General features: G+C 75.8%; 18 protein-coding genes. 13 read left to right on the forward strand and 5 right to left on the reverse strand.

The features are described from left to right. Nucleotides 1–32: 32 nt before the first annotated feature. Both ACFV8H_RS00340 and ACFV8H_RS00345 read left to right on the forward strand, forming a co-directional pair. Nucleotides 33–959 (forward strand): NADP-dependent oxidoreductase, encoded by a 927-nt coding sequence (locus ACFV8H_RS00340; RefSeq protein ID WP_380395819.1) that lies wholly within the window; start codon nucleotides 33–35, stop codon nucleotides 957–959. A 143-nt stretch (nucleotides 960–1,102) separates the two neighbouring features. Then, nucleotides 1,103–1,879, forward strand: coding sequence for an SDR family NAD(P)-dependent oxidoreductase (locus ACFV8H_RS00345; protein WP_380395820.1), 777 nt, complete (start codon nucleotides 1,103–1,105; stop codon nucleotides 1,877–1,879). Between the two features lie 20 nt (nucleotides 1,880–1,899). Here ACFV8H_RS00345 and ACFV8H_RS00350 read toward each other — a convergent pair whose 3' ends face one another. Continuing rightward, nucleotides 1,900–2,424: a hypothetical protein gene (locus ACFV8H_RS00350; RefSeq protein ID WP_380395821.1), complete on the reverse strand. Its 525-nt coding sequence runs from the start codon at nucleotides 2,422–2,424 to the stop codon at nucleotides 1,900–1,902. Nucleotides 2,425–2,546: 122 nt separating this feature from the next. Here ACFV8H_RS00350 and ACFV8H_RS00355 point away from each other — a divergent pair, with 122 nt between their 5' ends. Then, complete coding sequence (locus ACFV8H_RS00355) at nucleotides 2,547–3,323, forward strand: GNAT family N-acetyltransferase (protein ID WP_380395822.1); 777 nt, start codon at nucleotides 2,547–2,549, stop codon at nucleotides 3,321–3,323. A gap of 211 nt (nucleotides 3,324–3,534) precedes the next feature. On the opposite strand, the gene ACFV8H_RS00360 is transcribed toward ACFV8H_RS00355, so the two are convergent. From ACFV8H_RS00360 to ACFV8H_RS00370, 3 genes are all read right to left on the reverse strand, one after another. After that, nucleotides 3,535–4,629 (reverse strand): PP2C family protein-serine/threonine phosphatase, encoded by a 1,095-nt coding sequence (locus ACFV8H_RS00360; RefSeq protein WP_380395823.1) that lies wholly within the window; start codon nucleotides 4,627–4,629, stop codon nucleotides 3,535–3,537. A gap of 202 nt (nucleotides 4,630–4,831) precedes the next feature. Continuing rightward, entirely contained in the window at nucleotides 4,832–5,254 is a 423-nt protein-coding gene (locus ACFV8H_RS00365) for a MarR family winged helix-turn-helix transcriptional regulator (protein WP_380395824.1), read from the reverse strand. Nucleotides 5,255–5,297: 43 nt separating this feature from the next. Further along, the gene (locus ACFV8H_RS00370) at nucleotides 5,298–6,584 is read right to left on the reverse strand and encodes a M48 family metalloprotease (protein ID WP_380395825.1); all 1,287 of its coding nucleotides are present in this window, start codon (nucleotides 6,582–6,584) and stop codon (nucleotides 5,298–5,300) included. A gap of 229 nt (nucleotides 6,585–6,813) precedes the next feature. Here ACFV8H_RS00370 and ACFV8H_RS00375 point away from each other — a divergent pair, with 229 nt between their 5' ends. The 7 genes from ACFV8H_RS00375 to ACFV8H_RS00405 all read left to right on the forward strand — a co-directional run bounded on the left by ACFV8H_RS00375 (nucleotide 6,814) and on the right by ACFV8H_RS00405 (nucleotide 13,892). Next, a complete protein-coding gene (locus ACFV8H_RS00375; RefSeq protein WP_380395826.1) occupies nucleotides 6,814–7,953 on the forward strand; it encodes a CapA family protein in 1,140 nt (379 codons plus the stop codon). A gap of 556 nt (nucleotides 7,954–8,509) precedes the next feature. Further along, nucleotides 8,510–9,256 carry a 2,3-dihydro-2,3-dihydroxybenzoate dehydrogenase gene (locus ACFV8H_RS00380; RefSeq protein WP_380395976.1) on the forward strand — a complete coding sequence of 249 codons (747 nt, stop codon included), beginning with the start codon at nucleotides 8,510–8,512 and terminating at the stop codon, nucleotides 9,254–9,256. A gap of 61 nt (nucleotides 9,257–9,317) precedes the next feature. Then, on the forward strand, nucleotides 9,318–10,529 hold the full coding sequence (gene dhbC, locus ACFV8H_RS00385; protein WP_380395827.1) for an isochorismate synthase DhbC: 1,212 nt from the start codon (nucleotides 9,318–9,320) through the stop codon (nucleotides 10,527–10,529). Then, nucleotides 10,526–12,196: a (2,3-dihydroxybenzoyl)adenylate synthase gene (locus tag ACFV8H_RS00390; protein WP_380395828.1), complete on the forward strand. Its 1,671-nt coding sequence runs from the start codon at nucleotides 10,526–10,528 to the stop codon at nucleotides 12,194–12,196. Before dhbC ends, ACFV8H_RS00390 begins: the two co-directional genes overlap by 4 nt. Before the next feature lie 54 nt (nucleotides 12,197–12,250). Further along, on the forward strand, nucleotides 12,251–12,901 hold the full coding sequence (locus ACFV8H_RS00395) for an isochorismatase family protein (RefSeq protein ID WP_380395829.1): 651 nt from the start codon (nucleotides 12,251–12,253) through the stop codon (nucleotides 12,899–12,901). A 5-nt stretch (nucleotides 12,902–12,906) separates the two neighbouring features. Continuing rightward, a complete protein-coding gene (locus ACFV8H_RS00400; RefSeq protein WP_380395830.1) occupies nucleotides 12,907–13,140 on the forward strand; it encodes a phosphopantetheine-binding protein in 234 nt (77 codons plus the stop codon). 56 nt (nucleotides 13,141–13,196) lie between these two features. Continuing rightward, nucleotides 13,197–13,892 (forward strand): AMP-binding protein, encoded by a 696-nt coding sequence (locus ACFV8H_RS00405; RefSeq protein ID WP_380395831.1) that lies wholly within the window; start codon nucleotides 13,197–13,199, stop codon nucleotides 13,890–13,892. 128 nt (nucleotides 13,893–14,020) lie between these two features. Here the strand turns inward: ACFV8H_RS00405 and ACFV8H_RS00410 are convergent, their stop codons facing one another. Further along, the gene (locus ACFV8H_RS00410) at nucleotides 14,021–15,193 is read right to left on the reverse strand and encodes an amidohydrolase (RefSeq protein WP_380395832.1); all 1,173 of its coding nucleotides are present in this window, start codon (nucleotides 15,191–15,193) and stop codon (nucleotides 14,021–14,023) included. Nucleotides 15,194–15,310: 117 nt separating this feature from the next. On the opposite strand from ACFV8H_RS00410, the gene ACFV8H_RS00415 reads away from it, so the two are divergent. The 3 genes from ACFV8H_RS00415 to ACFV8H_RS00425 are packed head-to-tail and all read left to right on the forward strand — an operon-like array spanning nucleotide 15,311 to nucleotide 24,319. After that, nucleotides 15,311–22,750: an amino acid adenylation domain-containing protein gene (locus ACFV8H_RS00415; RefSeq protein WP_380395833.1), complete on the forward strand. Its 7,440-nt coding sequence runs from the start codon at nucleotides 15,311–15,313 to the stop codon at nucleotides 22,748–22,750. Then, on the forward strand, nucleotides 22,743–22,928 hold the full coding sequence (locus ACFV8H_RS00420) for an MbtH family protein (RefSeq protein WP_375892016.1): 186 nt from the start codon (nucleotides 22,743–22,745) through the stop codon (nucleotides 22,926–22,928). Before ACFV8H_RS00415 ends, ACFV8H_RS00420 begins: the two co-directional genes overlap by 8 nt. Then, nucleotides 22,925–24,319 (forward strand): DHA2 family efflux MFS transporter permease subunit, encoded by a 1,395-nt coding sequence (locus ACFV8H_RS00425; RefSeq protein WP_380395834.1) that lies wholly within the window; start codon nucleotides 22,925–22,927, stop codon nucleotides 24,317–24,319. Before ACFV8H_RS00420 ends, ACFV8H_RS00425 begins: the two co-directional genes overlap by 4 nt. Nucleotides 24,320–24,428 lie beyond the last annotated feature (109 nt).

A 24,428-nucleotide genomic window follows, 5' to 3' on the forward strand; every position in this document is an offset into this window, starting at 1 on the left:
CGGACAACGCCCGGACGAACCGAGGATCCTCCATGACCAAGGCCATCGCTTTCCCCCGGTACGGCGACGCGGACGTGCTGCGCCCGATCGAGCTCGACCTGCCCGCCCCCGGGCCCGGCCAGGTGCGGGTCGCGGTCCGCGCGGTCGGCGTCAACCCGCTGGACCACAAGGTGCGCAGCGGCGCGTTCGACGGCATCTTCCCGGTCACCTTCCCCGCCGTGCCGGGCTACGAGGTCGCCGGGGTGGTGGAGGCGGTCGGCGCGGAGGTCACCGCCTTCGCCCCCGGCGACGAGGTGTTCGGCGCCCTGATGGGCGGCGGCTACGCCGAGCACGCGCTGCTCGACGCCGACCAGGTGGTGGCCAAGCCCGCCACCTTGAGCTGGGAGGAGGCCGCGGCGATCCCGGTCGCCGCCGAGACCTCCGAGCGGGTCCTCGACGTCCTTGACGTGCGCTCCGGGGAGACGCTGCTGGTGCACGGCGCCGCCGGGGCCGTCGGCACCCTGCTGCTCCAGTTCGCCCGGGCCCGCGGCATCACCGTGATCGGCACCGCGAGCGAGGCCAACCACGCCTACCTGCGGGAGCTGGGCGCGATCCCGGTGACGTACGGCGAGGGTCTGGCCGAGCGGGTGCGGGCGGCCGCGCCGGGCGGGGTCGACCGCGTCCTGGACGCGGCGGGCAAGGGAGTGCTGCCGCTCTCCGTCGAACTCGCGGGCAGCGCCGAGCGGGTGCTGACGATCGCCGACATCCCCGGCGCGCAGGAGCACGGCATCCGCTTCAGCGGCGGGGCCGAGGGCGGCGAGTCGTACCACGGGCGCGCCTTCGCGGCCGCCCTCGCCCTGCACCGGGCGGGCACCCTGCGGCTGCCGCTGCACCGGGTGCTCCCGCTGGCGGAGGCGGCGCAGGCGCACCGGATCAGCGAGGACGGGCACGTGCGGGGGAAGATCGTCCTCACGGTCTGAGTGGCCTGAGTGGTCCGAGTGGTCTGAGCGGTCCGAGCGCTGCCGCCGTCCGGGCCGGTCCGCTGTCGGCCCGGTCCGCTGTCGGCAAGGGCCCGTCGGGCGGAAGTCCGGCCCCGCGCCGCCGCGCTCGGTAGAGTCCCGCCATGGTGACTCTGAACGCGGCGGGGCGGCTGGCCGGCCGCTCCTGCGTGGTGACCGGCGCGGCCAGCGGCATCGGCCGGGCCGTCGCGGAACGCTTCGTCCGGGAGGGCGCGTCGGTGGTGGCCACCGACCTGGACGCCGAGGGGCTGGGCCGGCTGGCCGGGCGGTTCCCGGAGGCCGTCGGCACGGTGGTCGGTGACGTGTCCGTCGACGCGGACGCCCGCCGGATGGTCGCGGCGGCCGTCGAACGGCACGGGCGGATCGACGTGCTGGTGGCCAACGCCGGGGTGATCCCGCTGATGGACATCACCGAGGCGAGCGCCGAGGACTGGGACCGGGTGATGGCCGTCGACGGCCGCGGCATGTTCCTCACCTGCAAGTACGCGATCGAGGCGATGCTCGCCCAGGAACGGCCGGGCGGCTCGATCGTCTGCCTGTCCTCCATCTCGGGCGAGGCCGGCCAGCGCGGCCAGGCGGTGTACGGGCCCGCCAAGTTCGTCGCCTCCGGGCTGACCAAGCACCTCGCCGTCGAATGGGCGGACCGCGGCATCCGGGTCAACGCCGTCGCCCCCGGCACCATCGGCACCGAGCGGGTCGCCCGGCTGCGGGACGAACCCGGCGGGCCCGAGTACCTGGCGGCGATCGAGAAGCTGCACCCGATGGGCCGCCTCGGCGACCCGGCCGAGGTCGCCGCCGCCGTCCTCTTCCTCGCCTCCGAGGAGGCCTCGTTCATCACCGGGGCCGTCCTGCCGGTCGACGGCGGCTACCTGGCGCAGTAGCGGGCGGGGCGCGGGGCCGATCAGGCGCCGCCCGCCGTTCCGAGCTCGCGGACCCAGACGGGCAACGGCGGGAGGGGCGGCCCCGGGATCCAGTTCCCGTCCGCGTCCAGGACGTCCCCGTCGTTCGGGGGTTCGTCGAGGTCGCCGATGTCCACCAGTTCGGTGCGCAGGACCGTGCCGGGCTCGTCGTCGGCGAGGTGGTCCGCGACGATCGGGCCGAGGTCCGTGGTCGGCAGGTAGTTCCCGCGGAACGGCAGGTCCCGCGGCCCGACCGAGCCGGTCGAGCAGCGCAGTTGCCCGGCCAGCACGTCGTGCCAGACGTAGAAGGTGGCCGGCCCGTGGTGGCCGAGTGCCCGGACCCGCTCCCGGAGCAGGGCGGCGGTGCGCTCGAAGGCGTCCACCACCTGCTGGACGGTCAGCGTCCGCCGGTCCTCCTCCTCGGCGGTCATCCGCCAGGTGTTGGTCTCCTGCTCCGCCGGACGGTCGTTCGGGTCCAGTACCAGCGGGTCGTCCGCGAGTTCGGCGATCCAGGTGAGCAAGGGCATGGCGGCAGTATCCCAGCCGCTCTCGCCCGCCCGCCCGCGCCGGGCGGGGGCGGGCGGGGGCGTTCGTGGGCGGACCGAAAATGCGGTGGCGCCCGCCCGTCGCGGCGTGCTGGAGTGGTCGGATGGATCGTGATCATGTACTCGCCGTGTTCGACCAGCGGATCCGGCGCGACGCGCGGCCGGACGGCCCCGACGTCCGGGTCGAGCGCGACGGCGCCGTGGTGCGCCAGGTGGGGGGCGAGCACGCCTGGAACGGCATCGTCTGGTCCGGCCTGGACGAGGCCGGGGCGGACGCCGCGATCGCCGCGCAGGTCGCCCACTTCACCGGGCTGGGCCTGGAGTTCGAGTGGAAGACCTACAGCCACGACCGCCCCGCCGACCTCGGCCGGCGGCTGCTCGCGGCCGGGTTCACCGCCGAACCCGACGAGGCGCTGATGATCGCCCGGATCGCGGACCTGCCCACCGACGCGGCCCTGCCCGAGGGCGTCCGGCTGGAGCCGGTGACCGACGAGGCCGGGGTGGACCTCATGGTGGCCGCCCACGATCTGGCCTTCGGGGCCGCATCCCCGACCCTGCGCGGGCGCCTGCTCGACCACCTCCGGCACGACTCGGAGACGCTGCTCATGGTCGTCGCGATGGCCGGCGACCAGCCGGTGAGCGCCGCCCGGACGGAGCTCACCCCGGGCACCGGCTTCGCCGGCCTGTGGGGCGGCGGCACCGTCCCCGGCTGGCGCGGTCGCGGCATCTACCGCGCCCTGGTCGCCCACCGCGCCCGCCAGGCCGCCGCACTCGGCTACGAGTACCTCCAGGTCGACGCGAGCGACCAGAGCCGGCCCATCCTGGAGCGGCTCGGCTTCGCGCGGCTCAGCACCACCACGCCGTACGTGTACCAGCCGTAGGGCGGGCCTTAGGGCCCGTCTTCAAACTCCCGCCTGCGGGGCGGCGTTGGGGCACGCGCCTCGCCGCGTTGTCGTCGGTCGCCGATGGCCCCCAGCCTTCGGCCGGGAGGTGCCCCCACCGCATGGACTCCCTCCTCCGCCTTGCGATGCACGCACCCCAACGCCGCCCCGCCCGCCCTCCGGGCGGACGACGGGAGTTTGAAGACGGGCCCTAAGGGAGCCGCTCCACCACCACCATCGCCGCGTCGTCGTCCAGCCGGCGGCCGACGTGCGCCAGCAGGTCGCGGCGCAGGTGGTTCAGCAGGACGCCGGGGCGCTCGGCCTGCCAGGCGGTGACCCGCTCGGTCAGCGGGTAGAAGCGGCGCTGGGCGTCCCGGGCCTCGATCACCCCGTCGGTGTAGATCAGCAGCCGGTCGCCGGGGTGGAACGGGAAGGTCTGCACCTCGTACGAGACCGGGGCGAGCTCGCCGAGGCCGAGCGGCGGCGCGGGGTTGCGGGTGGTGAGCGTGGTGACGCCGTCCGGGCGCAGCAGCAGCGGGGGCGGGTGGCCGCAGTCGATCAGGTGGACGTGCGAGCCGTCGTCGGGGATGTCGATCAGCACGGCGGTGATGAAGGACTCGCCGCCCTCGTCCGGAGCCTCCTCGGCCGGGCGCTGGTGCCGGGAGCGTTCGGCCCGCCGGGCCTCGGCCAGCTGGGCGAGGTCCCAGCAGACGCTGCCGTCCAGGTACTCGGCCAGGCCCGGCAGGTCGGCGTGCAGGTGGGCGGCGGCGCGGAAGGCGCCGAGCAGAAGGGCCGCGTCGCCGAGTGAGGACAGCCCCTTGCCGCGGACGTCGCCGACCAGCAGCCGGGTGCCGTCGGTGGTCCGGGCGGCCGCGTACAGGTCGCCGCCGACCTGGGCCTCGGCCTCGGCGGCCAGGTAGAAGGAGGCCAGGTGCAGCGGCCCGATCCGCTCCGGCAGCGGGCGCAGCAGTACCCGCTGGGCGGCCTCGGAGACCGAGCGCACCCGGGCGAGCTCGCGTTCGTGGCGGTCGCGCAGCACCCGCAGGCCGACGATCAGCGCCGAGACGACCACCTGGGCGCTCAGCTGGGTCTCGATGTTGGCGCTGGTCAGGCCGTCCCGGACGGCCCCGATGGCGGTGAGCGCGGCGAGGGCCAGCAGGGCGACCCCGGCGGTGGCGCGCGGGCCGGCGAAGGAGGCGGTGAGGGCCGGGGCGACGATCAGCAGCGGGCCGAGGTGGATCGACGGCGGGGAGAGGATGTCGACGACGGTGATCACGACGATCAGTGCGAGCGGCAGTGCCGTCATCACTCGGCGGTCGGGTCGCCAGGAGCGGCGGCGGGCGCGGGGACGGGGGTCGTCGGGACGCTGCCGGAGGGGCACCTCTCCTCTGTACACCGTGGGGGCGGTGGGGCGCACCCCGGGACGGGCGGGGTCGGGGGTGACCTGGGGTGACCGGGGGTGGTGAGGAGGGGCCGGGGAGGGAGCCGGGGCGCGGCTGCGGGCCCGGTCAGTCCTCCTGGCCGTAGCGGGCCAGGTACGCGGCGAAGCGGGCGACGTCCTCGTCGGACCATTCGGTGAAGCGGGCGGTGAAGGCCGTCCGGCGCTGCTCATTGGCGTCCCGCAGCAGGGTGAGGCCGCCCTCGGTGGCGCGCAGGATCTGGCCGCGCTGGTCGTCCGGGTCGGTCTCGCGGCGCAGCAGGCCGAGCTTCTCCAGCGCGGTGACCTGGCGGCTGACGGTGGACTTGTCGAGCATGAAGTACGCGGCCACGTCGGCGGCCCGGCAGCCGCCGCGCTCGGTGATCAGGTCGAGGATGCTGTACGTGACCAGGGTGAGGTCGGGGTGCAGCTGGGAGGCCTTGTGCCGGGCACGGCGGGCGAAGGCGGTCAGCTCGCGCTGGATGGTGGCGATGGACGACTCGCGGCCGGACACGGCGTTCCTACCTCCTCGGGATTTGTTGCACTATACAACGGATTTACCCCGGGGTCGCGCGCGTCTCCGCCGCCGGGCCGCCGTTCGCGGGGTCCGGCGGGGCCTGCGCTACCCGCCCTGCCTGCCAGGCGCGGGCTGCCGCGATCCGGCGGGTCGCACTCGGGTGAGTGGCGAACAGTAGCTCAAGCAGCCGCGGCGGGTCGACATCCGAGACGTTCACCACCGCCAGTCTGCGCTGCATCGCCACGAACTGCTCGGCGTCCCCGGTCAGTTCGAGGGCGTGCCGGTCCGCCCTGGCCTCGATCCGGCGGCTCACCGCACACTGCACCGGCCCCGACAGCGCGCCGATCAGCGCCGCCGCAGCGGCCAGCAGGGGCAGCGCCCGGGGATCCGCCGCGTCCGCGGCCCCGGCCGCCGCCAGCAGCGGCCGCCAGTCCGCCGGCAGGCCCAGCAGCACCACCGCCAGTGCGGCACCCAGCGCCCCGAGCGCCGTACCGACCGGCACGTCCCGGTGCTTGACGTGCCCCAGCTCGTGCGCCACCACCAGCTCCACCTCGCGCGGCTCGGCGGCCGTCAGCAGGGTGTCGTACGCGACGACCCGGCGGGTCGCGCCGAACCCGGAGACGTACGCGTTCAGCGCGGTGGTCCGCCGGGAGGCGTCCGCGACCAGGACGTCCCGCACCCGCACGCCGTCCCGCTCGGCCAGTGCCAGCAGCGCCGTCCGCAGCTCGCCCGGCGGCATCGGGGTGAAGCGGTTGAACACCGGCTCGATCAGCAGCGGGTGGAGGAAGGACAGCGCGGCCGTCAGCAGCGCCGCCGCCCCCGCCGCCGGGAGCCACCAGCGCCGCGGGGACCACCCGGTCAGTGCGAACAGCCCGAGCACCAGCGGCAGGACCAGCAGCAGGGTCAGCCCGAGCGAGCGCACGGCGTCCAGCGCCCAGCCCGCCCAGCCCTGGGTCACCAGGCCGAACCGGGCCCGGACGGCCCGCGCCCCCGCCCCGAACGGCAGTCGCAGCGCCTGGCCCAGCACCACCAGGGCGGCCGCGCCCGCCAGCACCCCGGCCGTCCGGGAACCGCCGAACCAGCGGCCGGTGGCGGTCACCAGCGCGGCACCGGCCGGGGTCAGGCCCAGCACCAGGGTCAGCGCCAGGCCCGCCAGGCGGCCGCCGAGCGCCCACGGCAGCTGGGCGCGGCGCAGCGCGCGGCCGCGGGCGCGTTCGGCGGGGGTGAAGTCGGGTGCGGGGGTGCGTGCGGGTGCGGGGCTGGGGCCGGGGGTGGGGGCCGCGCCGGGGGCTGGGGCCGGCGCTGGGGTGGGCTCGGGCGTCGTCATCGGCGGGGTGGCTCCGGCGGGGGTGAGGGCAGGGCGGGTCCAGCATGTCCTACCGCAGGCGGCGTGCGCCCACGCGTCGCGCGCCCACGCGTCGCGCGCGTTCGCGGGGGTCGTCGCGTCTCGGCCGCCGGTGTCCTCCTGTGTCCGGAATGTTGTGGATGCGGGCACAAGCGGTGCCGATTCGGTGGCGTAGGCTGACCGCTTGCATCGACCTCGGGGGGAACCACTCATGCGCCGTGCCGCGGCTGCCGTCGCCGTGCTCGTCGGCCTGACCGTCGCCACCGCCTGCGGGCCGGACGACCCGGCGCCCGGCTCGGCGTCGACCGCGCCGCCCGCCGCGGCACCCCCGGCCTCCGCCGCCGCGACCACCGGGACGGCCCCCGCCGCCGCCCCCACCAAGGGCGGCGCGCCCCGCCCGGACGGCACCATCACCGTCGCCTTCGCCGGGGACGTCCACTTCGAGGGCCGCACCGAGCCCCGACTGTCCGTCCAGCCGCCCGAGCAGGCCCTCGGCCCGATCTCCCGCACCCTCGCCGACGCCGACCTCTCCGTGCTCAACCTGGAGACCGCGATCACCGGGCGCGGCGCACCCGAACCGAAGACCTACACCTTCCGCACCACGCCCAAGGCGCTGTCCGTGCTCAAGGACTCCGGCGTGGACGTCGTCTCGATGGCCAACAACCACGCCGTCGACTTCGGCGCCGACGGCCTCACCGACACCCTGGCCGCCAAGGACTCCTCGCCCGTTCCGGTGATCGGCGTCGGGCACAACGCCAAGGAGGCGTACGCCCCGTACGTGACCACCGTGCGCGGGGTGAAGGTCGCGGTGGTCGCCGCCAGCCAGGTCGAGGACATCACCAACCAGAAGTGGCGGGCCGGGGCCAACAAGCCCGGCATCGCCTCCGCCCTGGACGTCCCCGCGCTGGTCGCGGCCGTGCAGGCGGCCAAGCAGCAGGCCCCGGTCGTCCTCGTCTACCTGCACTGGGGCGAGGAGGGCAAGGCCTGCCCGACCGCCGCCCAGACCGCGGTGGCCAAGAAGCTCGCCGCCGTCGGCGCCTCCGCGGTGGTCGGCACCCACGCCCACACCATGGTCGGCTCGGGCATGCTCGGCAACACCTACATCGGGTACGGCTTCGGCAACTTCCTCTGGTACGGCACCTCCAACTACGCCTTCTCCAACGAGACCGGCGTCACCACCCTCACCCTCGCCGCCGACGGCAAGGTCAAGGGCGAGGCCTTCGCCCCGGCCGCCATCGACGACAAGGGCATCCCCCAGCCGGTCACCGGCGCCGCCGCCGAGGCCGCCCTCAAGCGCCGCAACGGCCTGCGCGGCTGCGCCGGACTCACCCCGCCCCCGGCCGCCCACTGACGACGGTCGTCCACTGACGATGGCCGTCCACTGACGATGGCCGTCCACCGAGACGGCGGTCCGTACATCAACGGGTGAGCGGTCAACTGGAACTGACCACCCGTAGAGCATCGTTGCGACGCCCGGTCGAGGGCGGCATCGACGCGAACCCCCCTGGGGCGTGTCTGACAATTCCCGCCGGGCGTGCGACGCCGGGGCACGCACCTCGCCGCGTTGTCGTCGGTCGCCAATGCGCTGCATTGGGCTCTCTCCTCCGCCTTGCGATGCACGCACCCCAACGCCGCGCGCTGATCCGACGCGAATTGTCAGACACGCCCTTGAGCCCCTGAGGCCGCTCGTCCCGTCGTCGGGGCGGGCGGCCTCTTCGCGTGCCCGGGCGGATCAGGACGCATCGGGACGGCCGGGCGGCCGGGCGGATTGACGACGGCCCAGGTGTCGGAATCTGTCGAACGGACTATCGGCGTAGGCGAACAAATGTGTTAGGTTAGGCTTGCCTAACATTGCTGGTCGGAGGGGAAGTCCTGTGGAACGGTCCGAATTCGCCGGTGTCGTCGCGATGGTCACCGGGGCCGGACAGGGCATCGGCGCGGCCGTGGCCCGGGCGCTGGTCGCCGAGGGGGCCGTCGTCGCGGCGGTGGACCGGGAGGCCGGCCCGCTCGCCGGGATCGCGGCGGAATCCGAGGCGCTGCACCCGTACGCCCTGGACGTCTCCGACGCCCGAGCGGTCGACAGCGCCGTGGAGTTGATGGAACGTCAACTCGGCCCGATCGGCGTACTGGTGAACGTCGCCGGAGTGCTGCGCCCCGGCCCGGTCGTCGAACTGTCCGACGCCGACTGGGCGGAGACCTTCGCCGTCAACAGCACCGGGGTGTTCCACACCGGCCGGGCGGTCGGCCGCCGGATGGCCGAGCGGGGGCGGGGCGCCGTCGTCACGGTGGGCTCCAACGCCGCCGGGGTGCCGCGGGCCGGGATGGCCGCCTATGCGGCGTCCAAGGCGGCGGCCACCATGTTCACCCGCTGCCTCGGCCTGGAGCTGGCCCGCTCCGGGGTGCGCTGCAACGTCGTCTCGCCCGGGTCGACCGACACCCGGATGCAGCGCGCGCTGTGGGGCGAGGACGCCGAGGCGGCCGAACGCCGGGTGATCGACGGGGACTCGGCGGCCTGGCGGGTCGGGATCCCGCTCGGGCGGATCGCCGAACCCGCCGACGTCGCGGAGGCCGTGCTCTTCCTGGCCTCCGACCGGGCCCGGCACATCACCATGCACGACCTGTACGTCGACGGCGGCGCGACCCTGCGCGCCTGAGGCACCCCCGGGCATCCGCCGACCGCAGACCGTAGACCCGTCCCAGACTGGAGAGACCACCGTGACCACGGTGCACCACGCCCCGCCGACCCCCACCGACGGCGGCCCCGACCGAACCGCCATCGGCGCGGCCAGCGGCCTGCTCGGCCAGTACCGGGCCGCCGACGACGAGGCGTTCCTCGCCTCACCGACCCGCACCCTGCTCGCCGCGGGCGTGCACGCCCGGGTGCCGCAGGACGCCCGTCCGCTGCCCGTCCGGGTCGCCGAGACGCTGGCCGGGGCGCGCCGTGCCGGGGTCGAACGGCCCCTGGTGGTCGGCGCGGTGGCCTTCGACCACGACGGCCGGGACGAACTCGCCGTCCCCGCCCGGGTCCGGTCCGCCGGGGCGCTGCGCGACGACCCGCTGATCGCGCTGCCCGCGCCGCGGGCCGCGCAGGCCGGCTGGCGGATCCGCCCGGTCCCGGAGCCGGAGGCCTACGGTGCGGGCGTCGCGGCGGCCGTCGAGCGGCTGCGCGGCGGGGAGTTGAGCAAGGTGGTGCTGGCCCGCACGCTGGAGCTGACCAGCGACCGTCCGCTCGACCTGCCGGCCGTGCTGCAGCGCCTGGCCCGGCGCGACCCCGGCGGCTACACCTTCGCCGTCCCGGCCGGCGCCGGCAGCACCCTGATCGGCGCCAGCCCCGAACTCCTGCTCTCCCGGCGGGGCACGGCCGTGCTGGCCAACCCGCTGGCCGGCTCGGTGCCGCGCAGCGAGGACCTCGGCGAGGACGTCCGGCGCGCCGCCGCGCTGCTGGAGTCGCCCAAGGACCTGCACGAGCACGCCGTGGTGGTGGACGCGATCCGCGCGGCGCTGGCGCCGTACTGCCGGAACCTGGACGTGCCGGAGCGGCCCACCCTGGTGCGGACGGCGGCGATGTGGCACCTGGCCACCACGATCAGCGGTGAGCTGGCCGACCCGGCCGTCTCCGCCCTGGAGCTGGCCTGCGCGCTGCACCCGACCCCGGCGGTCTGCGGCACGCCGACGGACGTCGCCCGCCGGGTGATCGGCGAGATCGAGCCCTTCGAGCGGGGCCTGTACACCGGCATGGTCGGCTGGGGCGACGAGAGCGGCGACGGCGAGTGGGTGGTGACCATCCGCTGCGCGCAGGCGCAGGACCGCACGCTGCGGGTGTACGCGGGCGCCGGGGTGGTCGAGCAGTCCCGGCCGGAGGCCGAACTCGCCGAGACCAGCGCCAAGTTCCGTACCTTCCTGGAGGCCGCGGGGGTGGCGCTGTGACGCCTCTGGACGAGGTGCTGGACGGATTCACCCCCTACCCGGCCGAGTTCGCCGAACGCTACCGGGCGGCCGGCCACTGGCGCGGCGAGACCTTCGGGCGGATGCTGCGCGAGCGCGCCGCCGCGCACGGCGACCGGATCGCCGTGGTCGACCCGGGCGGCCACTCGGTGGCGGCGGGCGAGCGGCGCTGGACGTACGCCGAACTCGACCGCCGGGCCGACCGGATGGCCGCCGGGCTGCTCGCCCGCGGGCTCCGGCCCGGGGACCGGGTGGTGGTCCAACTGCCCAACGCCGCCGAGTTCTTCGAGGTGGTCTTCGCCCTGTTCCGGATCGGTGCGCTGCCGGTCTTCGCGCTGCCCGCGCACCGCTACGCGGAGATCTCGCACTTCTGCGCGTTCACGGGCGCCGTGGCGTACGTCGTCCCGGGCGTCGAGGGCGGCTTCGACCACCGCGAACTCGCCACCCGGGTCCGGGCGGAGAACCCGGACCTGCGGCTGGTGCTGGTGGCCGGCGAGGACCCGGGCGAGCACCTGCGGCTGGCGGACGTGCCCTGCGACGGGCCCGGCCCCGCGCGCGAACCCGAGCCCGGGGACGTCGCGTTCCTCCAGCTCTCGGGCGGCAGCACCGGGGTGCCGAAGCTGATCCCGCGCACCCACGACGACTACATCTACTCGCTGCGCGGCTCGGTCGAGCTGTGCGCGCTGGACGGGCGCAGCGTCTACCTGTGCGTGCTGCCCGCCGCCCACAACTTCCCGCTCAGCTCGCCCGGTTCGCTCGGCGCGCTGTACGCGGGCGGCCGGGTGGTGCTCTGCCCGCAGCCCAGCCCCGAGACGGCCTTCCCGCTGATGGCGCGCGAGGGCGTCACCGTCACCGGGCTCGTCCCGCCGCTCGCGCTGCTGTGGCTGGACGCCGCGGAGCGCGGCGCCCGCGGCCACGAGAGCCTGGGGGTGCTGCTGGTCGGTGGCGCCAAGTTCAGCGAGGAGGCGGCCCGGCGGGTCGGCCCGGTGCTGGGCTGCACGCTCCAGCAGGTGTTCGGGATGGCCGAGGGCCTGGTCAACTACACCCGGCTGGACGACCCGGAGGAGCTGATCGCCACCACCCAGGGCCGGCCGATCTCCGCCGACGACGAGGTCCGGGTGGTCGACGACCAGGACCGCGACCTGCCCGACGGCACCACCGGGCACCTGCTCACCCGCGGCCCGTACACCATCCGCGGCTACTGGAACGCTCCCGGGCACAACGCGGCCTCCTTCACCGCGGACGGCTACTACCGCACCGGGGACCTGGTCCGCCGGCTCCCCAGCGGCCACCTGGTGGTCGAGGGCCGGGCCAAGGACCAGATCAACCGGGGCGGCGAGAAGGTCGCCGCCGAGGAGATCGAGAACCACCTGCTCGCCCACCCGGCCGTGCACGACGCGGCGGTGGTGTCGATGCCCGACCCGTACCTCGGCGAACGCACCTGCGCGTACGTCGTGCTCCGCGCCGAACACCGCGAACAGCCGCCGAAGGGCGTCGAGTTGAAGCGCTTCGTGCGCGGGCGCGGACTGGCCGAGTACAAGGTGCCGGACCGGGTGGAGTTCGTCGACGCCTTCCCCGCCACCGGGATCGGCAAGGTCAGCAAGAAGGACCTGCGGGCCGCCATCGCGGCCTCCCTCCCCGCATCGTGACAGCCCCCCGTCTACCCCCCCATCACCCCCGTGAATCCGAGGAGTTCGACCATCGTGGGCCTGCCCCGCATTCCCTCCTATCCGCTGCCCGCCGCCGGGGAGCTGCCCGCCAACCGGGTCTCCTGGACGGTGGACCCGGCCCGCGCCGTGCTGCTGGTGCACGACCTGCAGAACCACTTCCTGGACGCCTTCCCGGGCGACGCCGCGCCCGTTCCCGAACTCCTGGACAACGTCGCCGCGTTGACCGCCGCGGCCCGCGCGAGCGGGGTGCCGGTCCTCTACTCGGCGCAGCGCGGCGGGCAGAGCCCGGCCGAACGCGGACTCCAGCAGGACTTCTGGGGCCCCGGCATCCCCGACGACCCGCGTGCCACCGCGGTCGCCGACGCCGTCGCCCCGGCCGAGGGCGACACCGTCCTCACCAAGTGGAAGTACAGCGCCTTCGTGCGCACCGAGTTGGAGCAGCTGCTGCGCGAGCAGGGCCGCGACCAGCTGGTGATCACCGGGGTGTACGCCCACATCGGCGTGCAGGCCACCGCCTGCGACGCCTGGATGCGGGACGTCAGGGCCTTCGTGGTGGCCGACGCGGTCGCCGACTTCGGACCGGACGAGCACCGCGCCGCACTGGAGTGGATCGCCGGGCGGTGCGGGGCGGTCACCACCGCGGACGTCGTACGCGCGGCGCTGGACGGGACGGACGGGAAGTGACGGGCGTGGACGCGACCGGTTTCACGGTGGAGCGGATCCGGGGCGAGGTCGCCGACCTGCTCGGCGAGGACCCGGCGGACATCCCGCTGGACGAGAACCTGGCCGACTGGGGGCTGGACTCGGTCCGGCTGATGACCCTGGCCGAGCGCTGGCGGGCCGAGGGCGCCGAGGTGGAGTTCGTACGGCTGGCGGAGCGGCCGTCCGTCGAGGCCTGGGCCGAACTGCTGGGCGTGGCCTGATGGAGGCGGTCGTACGGGAGGCGGGCGCGGGCCCGGCCGGCGGGAGGGGCCCTTCCGTGGCGGAGGGCCCGGCCGGGCTGCTCGCGGCGGAGGGGCTGGTCCTGCCGGAACCGGTGCGGTCCGGTCCGGCGGTCGAGTACCCGGCCACCACCGTGGTCGGCCCGGTCGAGGCCCAGGCGGCCCGGACGCCGCAGGCCCCGGCGCTGGTGCTCGCGGACGGCGGGGTGGTGACGTACCGGGAGCTGAACGCCTCGGCCAACCGGCTGGCCCGGGCCCTGGCCCGGCGCGGCGCCCGGCCGGGCGCGGTGGTCGGGCTGACGCCCGCCGGCCGTCCGGAGGAGCAACTGACGGCGGTGCTCGCGGTGGCCAAGTCCGGTGCGGCGTGGCTGTCGTTGGACCCGGCGGACCCGCCCGGGCGGCGGGACTGGCTGCGCGCCGAGAACGAGCTGGTCTGCGTGCTGGGGGAGGGGACACCGGGTGCACCGGGCGGCCTCGACACGACCGGCGAGCTGGACACCGACCCGCCGCGCGCGCTCACCCCGCAGCACCTGCTCAGCGTCGGGTACGGCCCGGGCGGGCGCCCGGCCGCCGTCCGGCTGACCCACGCCGAGGCGGACCGGCGGGTGCGCGAGCTCCAGGCCGCCCACCCGCTCGGGCCGGGCGACCGGGTGCTGCAACTGCGGCTGCCGCACTGGGGCTTCCTCTGGCCGCTGCGGACGGGCGCGGCGGTGGTGCTGGCGGGCGGCGGCTGACGGATGACAGCGAACAACTTTCAGCGAACAGATGATGAAAGATGAAATCTGTTCGCTGAAAGTTGTCATCTGTTATCTGTCGGCTGTTATTCGTCAGCCAGCAGCTGTCATCCGCTGGCTGACGGCCGTCACCCCGCCAGGTCCATCGCGGTCCACGCCATCGCCACCGCGCCGTCCAGCAGGGCCCGTTCGGCCTCGGCCCCGAGCGCCGCCTCGGCGAAGGCCGCCTCGTGCGGTGCGCAGGAGCCCCCGGTGATGTCCAGGACCGGATGGATGGAGGGCACCACGTGCGAGACGTTCCCCATGTCCGTGCAGGCGAACGGCGCGCGCTCGGCCGGTTCCGGCCGGCCCAGCGCCGCCGCGTTGGCGCGCCAGTGCGTGAGCAGAGCCGGGTCGGAGCGCATGTCCAGGTAGTCCGGCTCGGGCCTGGTCAGCTCCACCTCGCAGCCGGTGGCCAGCGCCCCGGCCCGGAAGCAGTCCTCGACCCGGGCCCGCAGTCGGGCGAGGTCCTCGGCCGCCGAGGCGCGGATCTCGTACTCGGCGCTCGCGCTGTCGGGGATCAGGTTCGGGGCCGTCCCGGCCGCCGTGGTGATTCCGTGCACCCGCCATTGGGGCGGGAGTTGCTGCCGCAGCAGCCCGAGCGCGACCTGCGCGACGGTGAGCGCGTCGGCGGCGTTGCGGCCCTCGTGCGGGTTGAGGCTGGGGTGGGCGGCGCGCCCGGTGTAGCGGACGGACAGGGTGCCCAGCGCGAAGGAGCGGAAGTCGGCGACCTCGACCGGGCAGGGGTGCACCATCATCGCCGCGTCCACCCCGTCGAAGGCTCCCGCCTCCAGCAGCAGGGCCTTGCCGGCCCCGCGTTCCTCGGCCGGCGCGCCGATCACCCGTACGGTGAGCCCGAGTTCGTCCGCGTACGGGGCGAGCCCGAGCGCCGCGCCGACGCCGGCGGCGGCGATCAGGTTGTGCCCGCAGGCGTGCCCGAGGCCGGGGAGGGCGTCGTACTCGCAGACCAGCGCGACGGTGACCGGCCCGCTGCCGAGGCTCGCGGTGAACGCGGTGGCCAGGCCGTGGGCGGGAGCGGTGACCGAGTAGCCGTGGGAGCGCAGCAGTTGGGCGCACCAGGCGGCCGCCCGGTGCTCCTCGAAGGCGGTCTCGGGGTGGGCGTGGATGCGGTGGCTGAGCGCCAGCAGGTCGGCCGCGTGCGCGTGGACGCGTTCGCGGACGGCCTGCTTGGCCGCGCTCGGCGCCTGGTTCTGGGGCTGGTTCCGGGGCTGGTTCTGAGCCTGGTTCTGGGGCTGGGCCATGGGCGTCTCCGGGATGTCAGGGGCGCGGCCGCACGGGGCCGTTGACCAGATCGTATGAAGTTAGATTAGGCTAACCTAAGTAAGGCGTTCCGGATCCCCCGAGGAGCTCTCCGCACCATGCCCGCCGTCGAAACGCAGCCCGCCGATCAGCAGCCGGCCGATCAGCAGCCCGTCGATCAGCAGCCCACCGGGGCCCGGCCCGCCGACGTCCCGCTGCTCGCCGCCCAGGCCGCCGTCTGGTACGCCCAGTCGCTCGACCCCGCCAGCCCGGTCTACAACACCGGCGACGCCGTCGAGATCACCGGACCGCTCGACGAGGAGGCCTTCGAGGCGGCCCTGCGGCAGACGGTGGACGAGGCCGAGGCCCTCGGCGCGGTCGTCGTCACCGGCCCGGACGGCACCCCGCACCAGCGCCTGACCCCCGATCACCGCTGGCCGCTGCACCGCCTCGACCTGCGGGCCGCCGAGGAGCCGTCCGCCGAGGCCGAGGCCTGGATGCGCGCCGACCTCGCCCGCCCGGCCGACCTCACCACCGGCCCGCTGTTCACCCAGGCCCTCATCCGGCTCGCCGACGACCACCGGATCTGGTACCGCCGGATCCACCATCTCGCCGTCGACGCCTACGCGTTGACCCTCCTCGGCGACCGCGTCGCCGCCCACTACACCGCCCGCACCACCGGCGCCGACCCCGGCCCCAGCCCCTTCGCCCGCCTCGCCGAGGCCGCCGCCGAGGAGGCCGCCTACCGCGCGGGCGAGGACTATCGCGCCGACCGTGCCCACTGGTCCGCCCACCTCGCCGGCGCCGACGCCCCGGCCGTCCTGCCGGGCACCCCCGCCGCGCACCCCGGGGCCGAGCGCGCCGGGGCCGAGCACTCCGGGGCCGAACGCCCTGGAGCCGCGCACCCCGGGCCCGAGTCGACCCCGCTGCGGCTGACCGCCACCCTCCCCGCCGGCACCCGCGAGCGCCTGGAGCGCGCCGCCACCGCGGCCCGCGCCACCTGGGCCGAGCTCCTCCTCGCCGCCACCGCCGGCTACCTGCACCGCCTGACCGGCGCCGAGGACGTCCTGCTCGGCCTCCCGCTCGCCAACCGCCGCGGCCCCGCCGCCCTGCGCACGCCCGTCGCCGCCGCCAACGTGCTGCCGCTGCGCCTCGCCGTCCGCCCCGCCGACACCGCCGAGGACCTACTGCGCCAGGTGGTCCGCGCCCTGCGCACCGCCCGCCGCCACCAGCGCTACCCGCTGGAGGACCTGCGCCGCGACCTCGGCCGCACCGGCGGACGCCGCGCCCTGTTCGGCCCGATGGTCAACATCAAGGCCTTCGAGGCCGACCTCGACCTGGCCGGCCTGCCCGGCGTGGTCCGCAACCTCGCCGCCGGACCGGTCGACGACCTCGCCGTGAACGTCTCGCCCGGCCCCGACGGAGCCCTGCGCCTGGTCCTCGACGCCGACCCGGCCCGCCACGGCGCCGACTCGCTGGCCGCCCACCGCGACGGCCTGCTGCGCTACCTCGACGCCCTCACCGAGCTGCTGCTCACCGACCCGACGACGCCGATCGCCCGGATCGACCTGCTGGACGCCGACGCCCTGCGCCGCGCCACCGAAGGCCGCACCGAGCCCCCGGTCGAGCGGACCGTGCCCGAGCTGTTCTCCGTCCAGGCCGCCCGCACCCCGGCCGCCGTCGCCGTCCGCTGCGGCGAAACCGCCCTCACCTTCGGCGAGTTGGAGAGCCGCTCCGACCGCCTCGCCCACCGGCTGCGCGGCCTCGGCGTCCACGGCGGCGCGCCTGTCGCCCTCGCCCTGCCGCGCAGCGCGGACACCCTGGTCGCGATGCTCGCCGTGCTCAAGGCCGGCGGCGCCTGCGTCAGCCTCGACCTGGCCCACCCCCGGCAGCGGCTCGCCGCCGTACTGGCCGACGCCCGCCCGGTCTGCGCCGTCGGCACCCCCGAGGCGCTCGCCGACCTCGACCTGCCGCCCGGCCTGCCCACCGTGCGGCCGTCCGACGCCGAGGCCCCCGTCACCGCCGAGGCCCCTGAGGCCCCCGGTGCCACCGAGGCGCCCCTGCCGGCCCCGTGCCTCCACGACGCCGCCTACGTGCTGCACACCTCCGGCTCCACCGGCCGCCCCAAGGGCGTGGTCGTCACCCACGCCTCGCTCGCCAACCTGTACGCCGGCCACGGCGAGGACCACATCGCCCCCGCCGTCCGCCGCACCGGCCGCGAGCGCCTGCGCATCGCCCACAGCGCGTCCTTCGCCTTCGACGCCTCCTGGGACCCGGTGCTGTGGATGGTCCACGGCCACGAGCTCCACGTTCTCGACGATTCCACCTACCGCGACCCGGCCGCCCTCGCCGCCCACCTCCACCGCGAGCGCATCGACTACCTCGACCTCACCCCCTCCTACCTCGAAGTCCTCCTCGCCGAAGGCGTGCTGGACGAGGACCGGCACCGCCCCTCGGTGCTCGCGGTCGGCGGCGAGGCCACCCCGCCCGCCCTCTGGCAGCGGCTCGCCGCCGTCCCCGGCCTGCACCCGATCGACCTCTACGGCCCCACCGAGACCACCGTCGACGCCTACGCCTGGACCCCGGGCCCGGACGGTGCCCCGACCGGCCGGGTGGTGCGCGGCTCCCGCGCCTACGTCCTGGACGGCTCGCTGCGCCCCGCGCCCGACAGAGTGACCGGCGAACTGTACGTGGCCGGTGCCTGCCTGGCCCGCGGCTACCTCGGCCGCCCCGACCTCACCGCCGAACGCTTCCTCGCCGACCCCTTCGGCCCGCCCGGCGACCGGATGTACCGCACCGGCGACCTCGCCCGCCGCAGCGCCGACGGCACCCTGGAGTTCCTCGGCCGTGCCGATGACCAGGTGAAGATCCGCGGCTTCCGGGTCGAACCCGGCGAGATCGCCGCCGTCCTCGCCCAACTGCCGGGCGTGGCCCAGGCCGTGGTGATCGCCCGGCCCGGGCCGCAGGGCAAGCGACTGCTCGGCTACGTCGTCCCCGCCGCCGGAGAGCTCCCCGCCGTCGGTGAACTCCCCGCCGTCGGCGACCACCCCGCCTCCGGAGAGCTCCCCGACCCCGAGGCGCTGCGCGCCGCGCTCGCCGCCCGGCTGCCCGCCCACATGGTCCCGGCCGCCGTCCTGCTGCTGGACGAACTGCCGCGCACCGCCCACGACAAGCTGGACCACCGCGCCCTCCCGGAACCCGCCGCCACCACCCCCGGCGCGGCCGCCGCCACCCCGCAGGAGGAACTGGTCTGCGGGCTGTTCGCCGACGTCCTCGGCCTGCCCGCCGCACCCGGCCGGGAGGAGTCCTTCTTCGACCTCGGCGGCCACTCCCTGCTCGCCGGTCGCCTGGCCGCCCGGCTGCGCGAGACCTTCGCCGCACCGGTCGCCTTCGCCGACGTCTTCCGCCACCCGACCCCGGCCGCCCTCGCCGCCCTGCTCCGGCCCGCAGCGCAGGACGGGCACCCCGAGGCCGGGCCCGCCGAACCCCGCCCCGCCCTGGTGCCCGTGCCCCGCACCGAGCGGATGCCGCTCTCGCCCGCCCAGCGCGGCCTCTGGTTCCTGCACCGGCTCGAAGGCCCCAGCCCCACCTACAACATCCCGCTCGCCCTCACCCTCACCGGCCCGCTCGACCGCGCCGCCCTCGCCCTCGCCCTCGGCGACCTCACCGCCCGGCACGAAGTCCTGCGCACCGTCTACGGCGAGGAGCCGGACGGCACGCCGTACCAGCGGATCCTGCCGCCCGCGCCGGTCGAACTCCCGGACGTCGAGGGCGAGCTGTCCGAAGCCGTCCGGTACGCCTTCGACCTCACCGCCGAACCCCCGCTGCGCGCCACGCTGTTCGGCCACGAGCCCGAGCGGCACACCCTGCTCCTGCTGCTCCACCACATCGCCGGCGACGGCGCCTCCACCACCCCGCTGCTGCACGACCTCGCTGCCGCCTACACCGCCCGGCAGGCCGGGCACGCGCCCGAACTCGTCCCACTGGAAGTCCAGTTCGCCGACCACGCGGCCTGGCAACGACAACTGCTCGGCACCGTGGACGCACCCACCCCGCTCGCCGTACGGCAGACCGAGCACTGGCGCACCGCCCTGGCCGGCCTGCCCGACCAGCTCGACCTGCCCACCGACCGCCCCCGCCCGCCGCTGGCCGGACACGACGGCGCCACCGTCCCCTTCGCCCTCGGCGCCGAGGCCCACGCCGCCCTCGCCGCGCTCGCCCGCGCCACCGGCGGCACCGTGTTCATGGCCGTCCAAGCCGGCCTCGCCGCGCTGCTCACCCGGCACGGCTGCGGCACCGACATCCCCGTCGGCACCCCGCTCGCCGGGCGCGAGGACGAGCGGACCGCCGTCCTGGTCGGCTACTTCGTCAACTCCGCCGTGCTGCGCACCGACACCGCCGGCGACCCGTCCTTCCGGGAGCTGCTCCGGCGTGTGCGCGGCACCGTGCTGGCCGCGCACGAGCACGCCGACCTGCCCTTCGACCGCCTGGTCGAGGAGCTCAACCCGGCCCGCTCGCTCGCCCGCCACCCGCTGTTCCAGGTGATGCTCGCCTGGCAGAGCCGTGCCGACGAACCCCTCGCGCTCGGCGGCGGCGTGACCGCCGAGATCGCCGCGATCCCCAGCGGCACCGCCAAGTTCGACCTCACCCTCAACGCGGGGGAGCGGCCCGGCGGCGGCATCGGCGGCTTCCTGGAGTACCGCACCGACCTCTTCGACCCCGCCACCGCGACCGCCCTCGCGGACCGCCTCACCCGGCTGCTCACCGCCGCCGCCACCGCCCCGGACACCCCGATCGGCCGGCTGCCGCTGATCAGCGCGGAGGAGCACCGGCGCGCCCTGGTCGAGTGGAACCTCACCCCGTCCGCCGCCGTGCCGACGGCCACCGACCCGGCGGCCCCCGTGCCGGCGGCCGCCGACCCGACCGCCACCCTGCCCGAGCTCTTCGAGGCCGCGGCCGCCGCCAACCCGCGTGCCGTAGCGGTCAGTTGCGGTGACGACCGACTCGACTACACCGAACTCTCCGCCCGCGCCGACCGCCTGGCCCGCCTGCTGGCCGCCCACGGCATCGGCCCCGGCACCATCGTCGCGCTCGCCCTGCCCCGCTCGGTCGACCTGGTCGTCGCCCTGCTCGCGGTCGCCAAGTCCGGCGCCGCCTACCTCCCGCTCGACCCCGACTACCCGGCCGACCGCCTCGCCTACATGCTGGCCGACGCCACCCCCGCCGCCCTGCTCACCGACCGGGCCACCGCCCCCCGGCTGCCCGCCCACGACGTGCCCCGACTCCTGGTCGACGGGCCGGAGTCGGCGCGGTACCCGGCCACCCCGCTCGCCCAGCACGAACGCACCCGTCCGCTGCGCGCCGAGGACACCGCGTACGTCATCTACACCTCCGGCTCCACCGGCCGGCCCAAGGGCGTGCCCGTCACCCACCGCAACGTCGCCCGGCTGTTCAGCTCCACCGACCACTGGTTCGGCTTCGACGCCCAGCACGTCTGGACGCTCTTCCACTCCTACGCCTTCGACTTCTCGGTCTGGGAACTGTGGGGCGCGCTGCTGTACGGCGGCCGGCTGGTCGTCGTCCCGCACCTGGTCAGCCGCGACCCGGCGGCCTTCCTCGACCTGCTCGCCCGCGAGCGCGTCACCGTGCTCAACCAGACCCCGTCCGCCTTCTACCAGCTCAGCGCCGCCGACCGGGACCGCCCCGGCAGCGAACTCGCCCTGCGCTACGTGGTGTTCGGCGGCGAGGCGCTCGAACTCGGCCGCCTCGACGACTGGTACTCCCGGCACCCGCAGGACGCCCCGACCCTGGTCAACATGTACGGCATCACCGAGACCACCGTGCACGTCTCGTACATCGCCCTCGACCGGGCGAGCGCCGCCGCGACCAGCAGCAGCACCATCGGCGTCAACATCCCCGACCTGCGGGTCTACGTCCTGGACCAGCACCTCCAGCCCGTCCCGCCCGGCGTCACCGGCGAGATGTACGTCGCCGGGGCCGGCCTGGCCCGCGGCTACCTCGGCCGCCCCGAACTCACCGCCACCCGCTTCGTCGCCGACCCGCACGCCGAACTGTTCGGCGAGCGGGGCACCCGGATGTACCGCTCCGGCGACCTCGCCCGGCGCCGGGTGGACGGCGTGCTGGAGTACTTCGGCCGCGCCGACCAGCAGGTCAAGCTGCGCGGCTTCCGGATCGAACTCGGCGAGATCGAGGCCGTGCTGGCCGCCCACCCGGCCGTCGCCGACGCCGCCGTGGTGGTCCGCGAGGACACCCCCGGCGACAAGCGCCTGGTCGGCTACGTCGTGGGCACCGTCCCCGCCACCGCGGCCGCCCCCACCGCCACCGCCGCCTCGCCCGAGGCCCTGCGCGCCCACGCCGCCGCCGAACTGCCCGCCCACATGGTGCCCTCCGCCGTGGTCCCGGTCGACCGGCTGCCGCTGACCGCCAACGGCAAGCTCGACCGCCGGGCCCTGCCCGCCCCCGAGGCCCCCGCCGCCGGAGCCGGCCGCCCGCCCCGCAGCCCGCGCGAGCAGCAGCTCTGCCAGCTCTTCGCCGAGGTCCTGGGCCTGGAGGCGGTCGGGGTCGAGGACGACTTCTTCGCGCTCGGCGGCCACTCCCTGCTGGTGGTCCGGCTGGCCGGCCGGATCCGGGAGGTGCTCGGCCTGGAGGTCGGCATCGGCGCGCTGTTCCAGGCCTCCAGCGTGGCCGCGCTCGACGCCGCCCTGTCCGAGGGCGCCCCCGGCGCCGACGCCCTGGACGTGCTGCTCCCGCTGCGCCCCACCGCCCCCGGCCGCCGGGCCCCGCTGTTCGCGATCCACCCGGCCGGCGGCCTCAGCTGGTGCTACACCGGCCTGATCCGCCACCTCCCGGCCGACGTCCCCCTCTACGGTCTCCAGGCCCAGGGCGTCGGCGCCGCCACCGTCGGCGAACCGCTGCCCGCGACCATGGAGGAGCTGGCCGCGCACTACGCCGACCGGCTGCGCGAGGTCCAGCCCGAGGGGCCGTACCGGCTGCTCGGCTGGTCCACCGGCGGGATCATCGCCCACGCCGTCGCCGTCCGGCTCCAGGAGCTGGGCCAGCGGGTCGAACTGCTAGCGATCCTGGACGCCTACCCGGCCGAGGGCTTCCGCGAACTGCCCGTCCCCGATCAGGCCGAAGCCCTGGAGGCACTGCTCACCATGGGCGGCTTCGGGCCCGACGACCTCGCCGGGCAGCCGCTCGAACTCGACTCCGTCATCGAGCTGCTGGGCCGCGAGGGCAGCCCGCTGGCCGGGCTGGACCGGTCCACCGTGACGGCGCTCAACGAGATCTACCTCAACACCAACCACCTGGTCCGCGGCTACGACCACCGCCCCTTCCACGGCGACGTCCGGTTCTTCCGCGCCACCGTCGACACCATCGACGAGGCCCTGGTGCCCGAACTCTGGGCCCCCTACGTGACCGGCCGGATCCACAACACCGACGTGGCCTGCTCGCACAAGGACATGACCCTGCCCGCCCCGATCGCGCACATCGCGAGCGTGATCGCCGACCACCTGGAGAACCCCGACCATGAGTGACGCCCCCGCCAACCCCTTCGACGCCGACGGCGAGTTCCTGGCCCTCGTCAACGGCCAGGGCCAGCACTCCCTGTGGCCCGCCTTCGCCGCCGTCCCGCCCGGCTGGGGCGTCGCCCACGGCCCCTGCGCCCGCCCCGACGCCCTCGCCTGGATCACCGCGCACTGGACCGATCTGTGACCCCTCCCGCCGTCGCGTCCCCGGCGCGCCCCCTGCTCGCGGGGCGCGCCGCCGTGGTCGTCGTGTACACCGCCGCGATGTGCATGAACGGCCTCGACTCGACCATCGTCAACCCCGCGCTGTACCGGATCGCCGAGGACTTCGGCCGGCCCGTCCCGGCCGCCAACTCCGTCGAGACCGCCTTCCTGATCGGCCTCGCCCTCGGCCTGCCGGTGGCGGGCTGGCTCGGTGACCGGTACGGCGTGAAGCGGGTCTTCCTCGGCGCGCTCGCCGTCTTCACCCTCGCCTCCGCGCTCTGCGCGGCCGCCCCCGGCCTCGGCACCCTGGCCGCCGCCCGCGGCGTCCAGGGCGTGGCGGGCGGCCTGCTCACCCCGGTCGGCATGACCCTGCTGTTCCGCGCCTTCACGCCGGAGGAGCGCCCGCGCCTGGGCCGGATCCTGATCGTGCCGACCGCCCTGATGCCCGCCCTCGGACCGCCCCTCGGCGGCTTCCTCACCGAACACCTCTCCTGGCACTGGCTGTTCCTGGTCAACCTGCCGGTCGGCATCGCCGCCGTGGCACTCGGCCTGACCGCCCTGCGGACCGAACCGGAACCCCCGGCCGGCCGCTTCGACACCCGCGGTTTCCTGCTCGCCACCCCGGGCCTCGGCCTGCTCACCTACGCCCTCGGCTTCGGCCCGGCCCACGGCTGGACGGCACCGGCGGTCTGGCTCGGCGGCCTCGCCGGAGCCGCCCTGCTCGGGCTCGCGGTACGCAACCAGCTCCGCTCGCCCGAACCGCTGGTGGACCTGCGGCTGCTCGCCGACCGCTCCTACGGCGCGGCGAGCTGGTTGGCCCTGCTCACCTCGGCCGGTCTGATGGGCGCCCTGTTCGTGCTGCCGCTGCTCTACCAGGCCGCCCGCGGCGCCACCGCCCTGGACGCCGGGCTCAGCGTCTTCCCCGAGGCGATCGGCCTGATGGCCGCCTCCCAGGTGGTCGACCGGCTGCTGCCCAGGCTCGGCCCGCGCCGCCTCGCCCTGCCCGCCCTGCTGCTGGCCGCGGCGATCCTCGCGGCGCTGGGCCTCGCCGAGAACCCCTGGGCCGTACGGGCGTTGATGTTCGCCGTCGGACTGGTGCTGGGCACCGCCGTGCTCACCGTCCAGATCGCCGGCTTCGCCGACGTCCCGCCGCCCGCGATGGGCCGCGCGATGGCCCTGTTCACCATCCTGCGCACCCTCGGCGGCGCCATCGGCATCGCCGCCACCGCCGCCCTGATCGGCGCCCTCGGCGACGGCACCGACCCCACCCCCTACCGGCTCGCCCTGGCCCTCACCGCCACCCTGGTCGCCGCCGGAGCCCTCCTCGCCCGCCGCCTCCCGGCCCAGGGCCCGCCCCCACCCCCGGAGGGCTGAGGGGCCCGCGATCGGGGCGGGCGGGGACGTTTCCCCCGCCCGCCCCGCCTGCCGTACGGTGGCAGGACCACCGGAGGAGGGCGCATGAACCCCGGGCGCTACCGGCTTC

It is taken from the genome of Kitasatospora sp. NPDC059827 (genome assembly GCF_042731675.1).
GTDB lineage: Bacteria > Actinomycetota > Actinomycetes > Streptomycetales > Streptomycetaceae > Kitasatospora.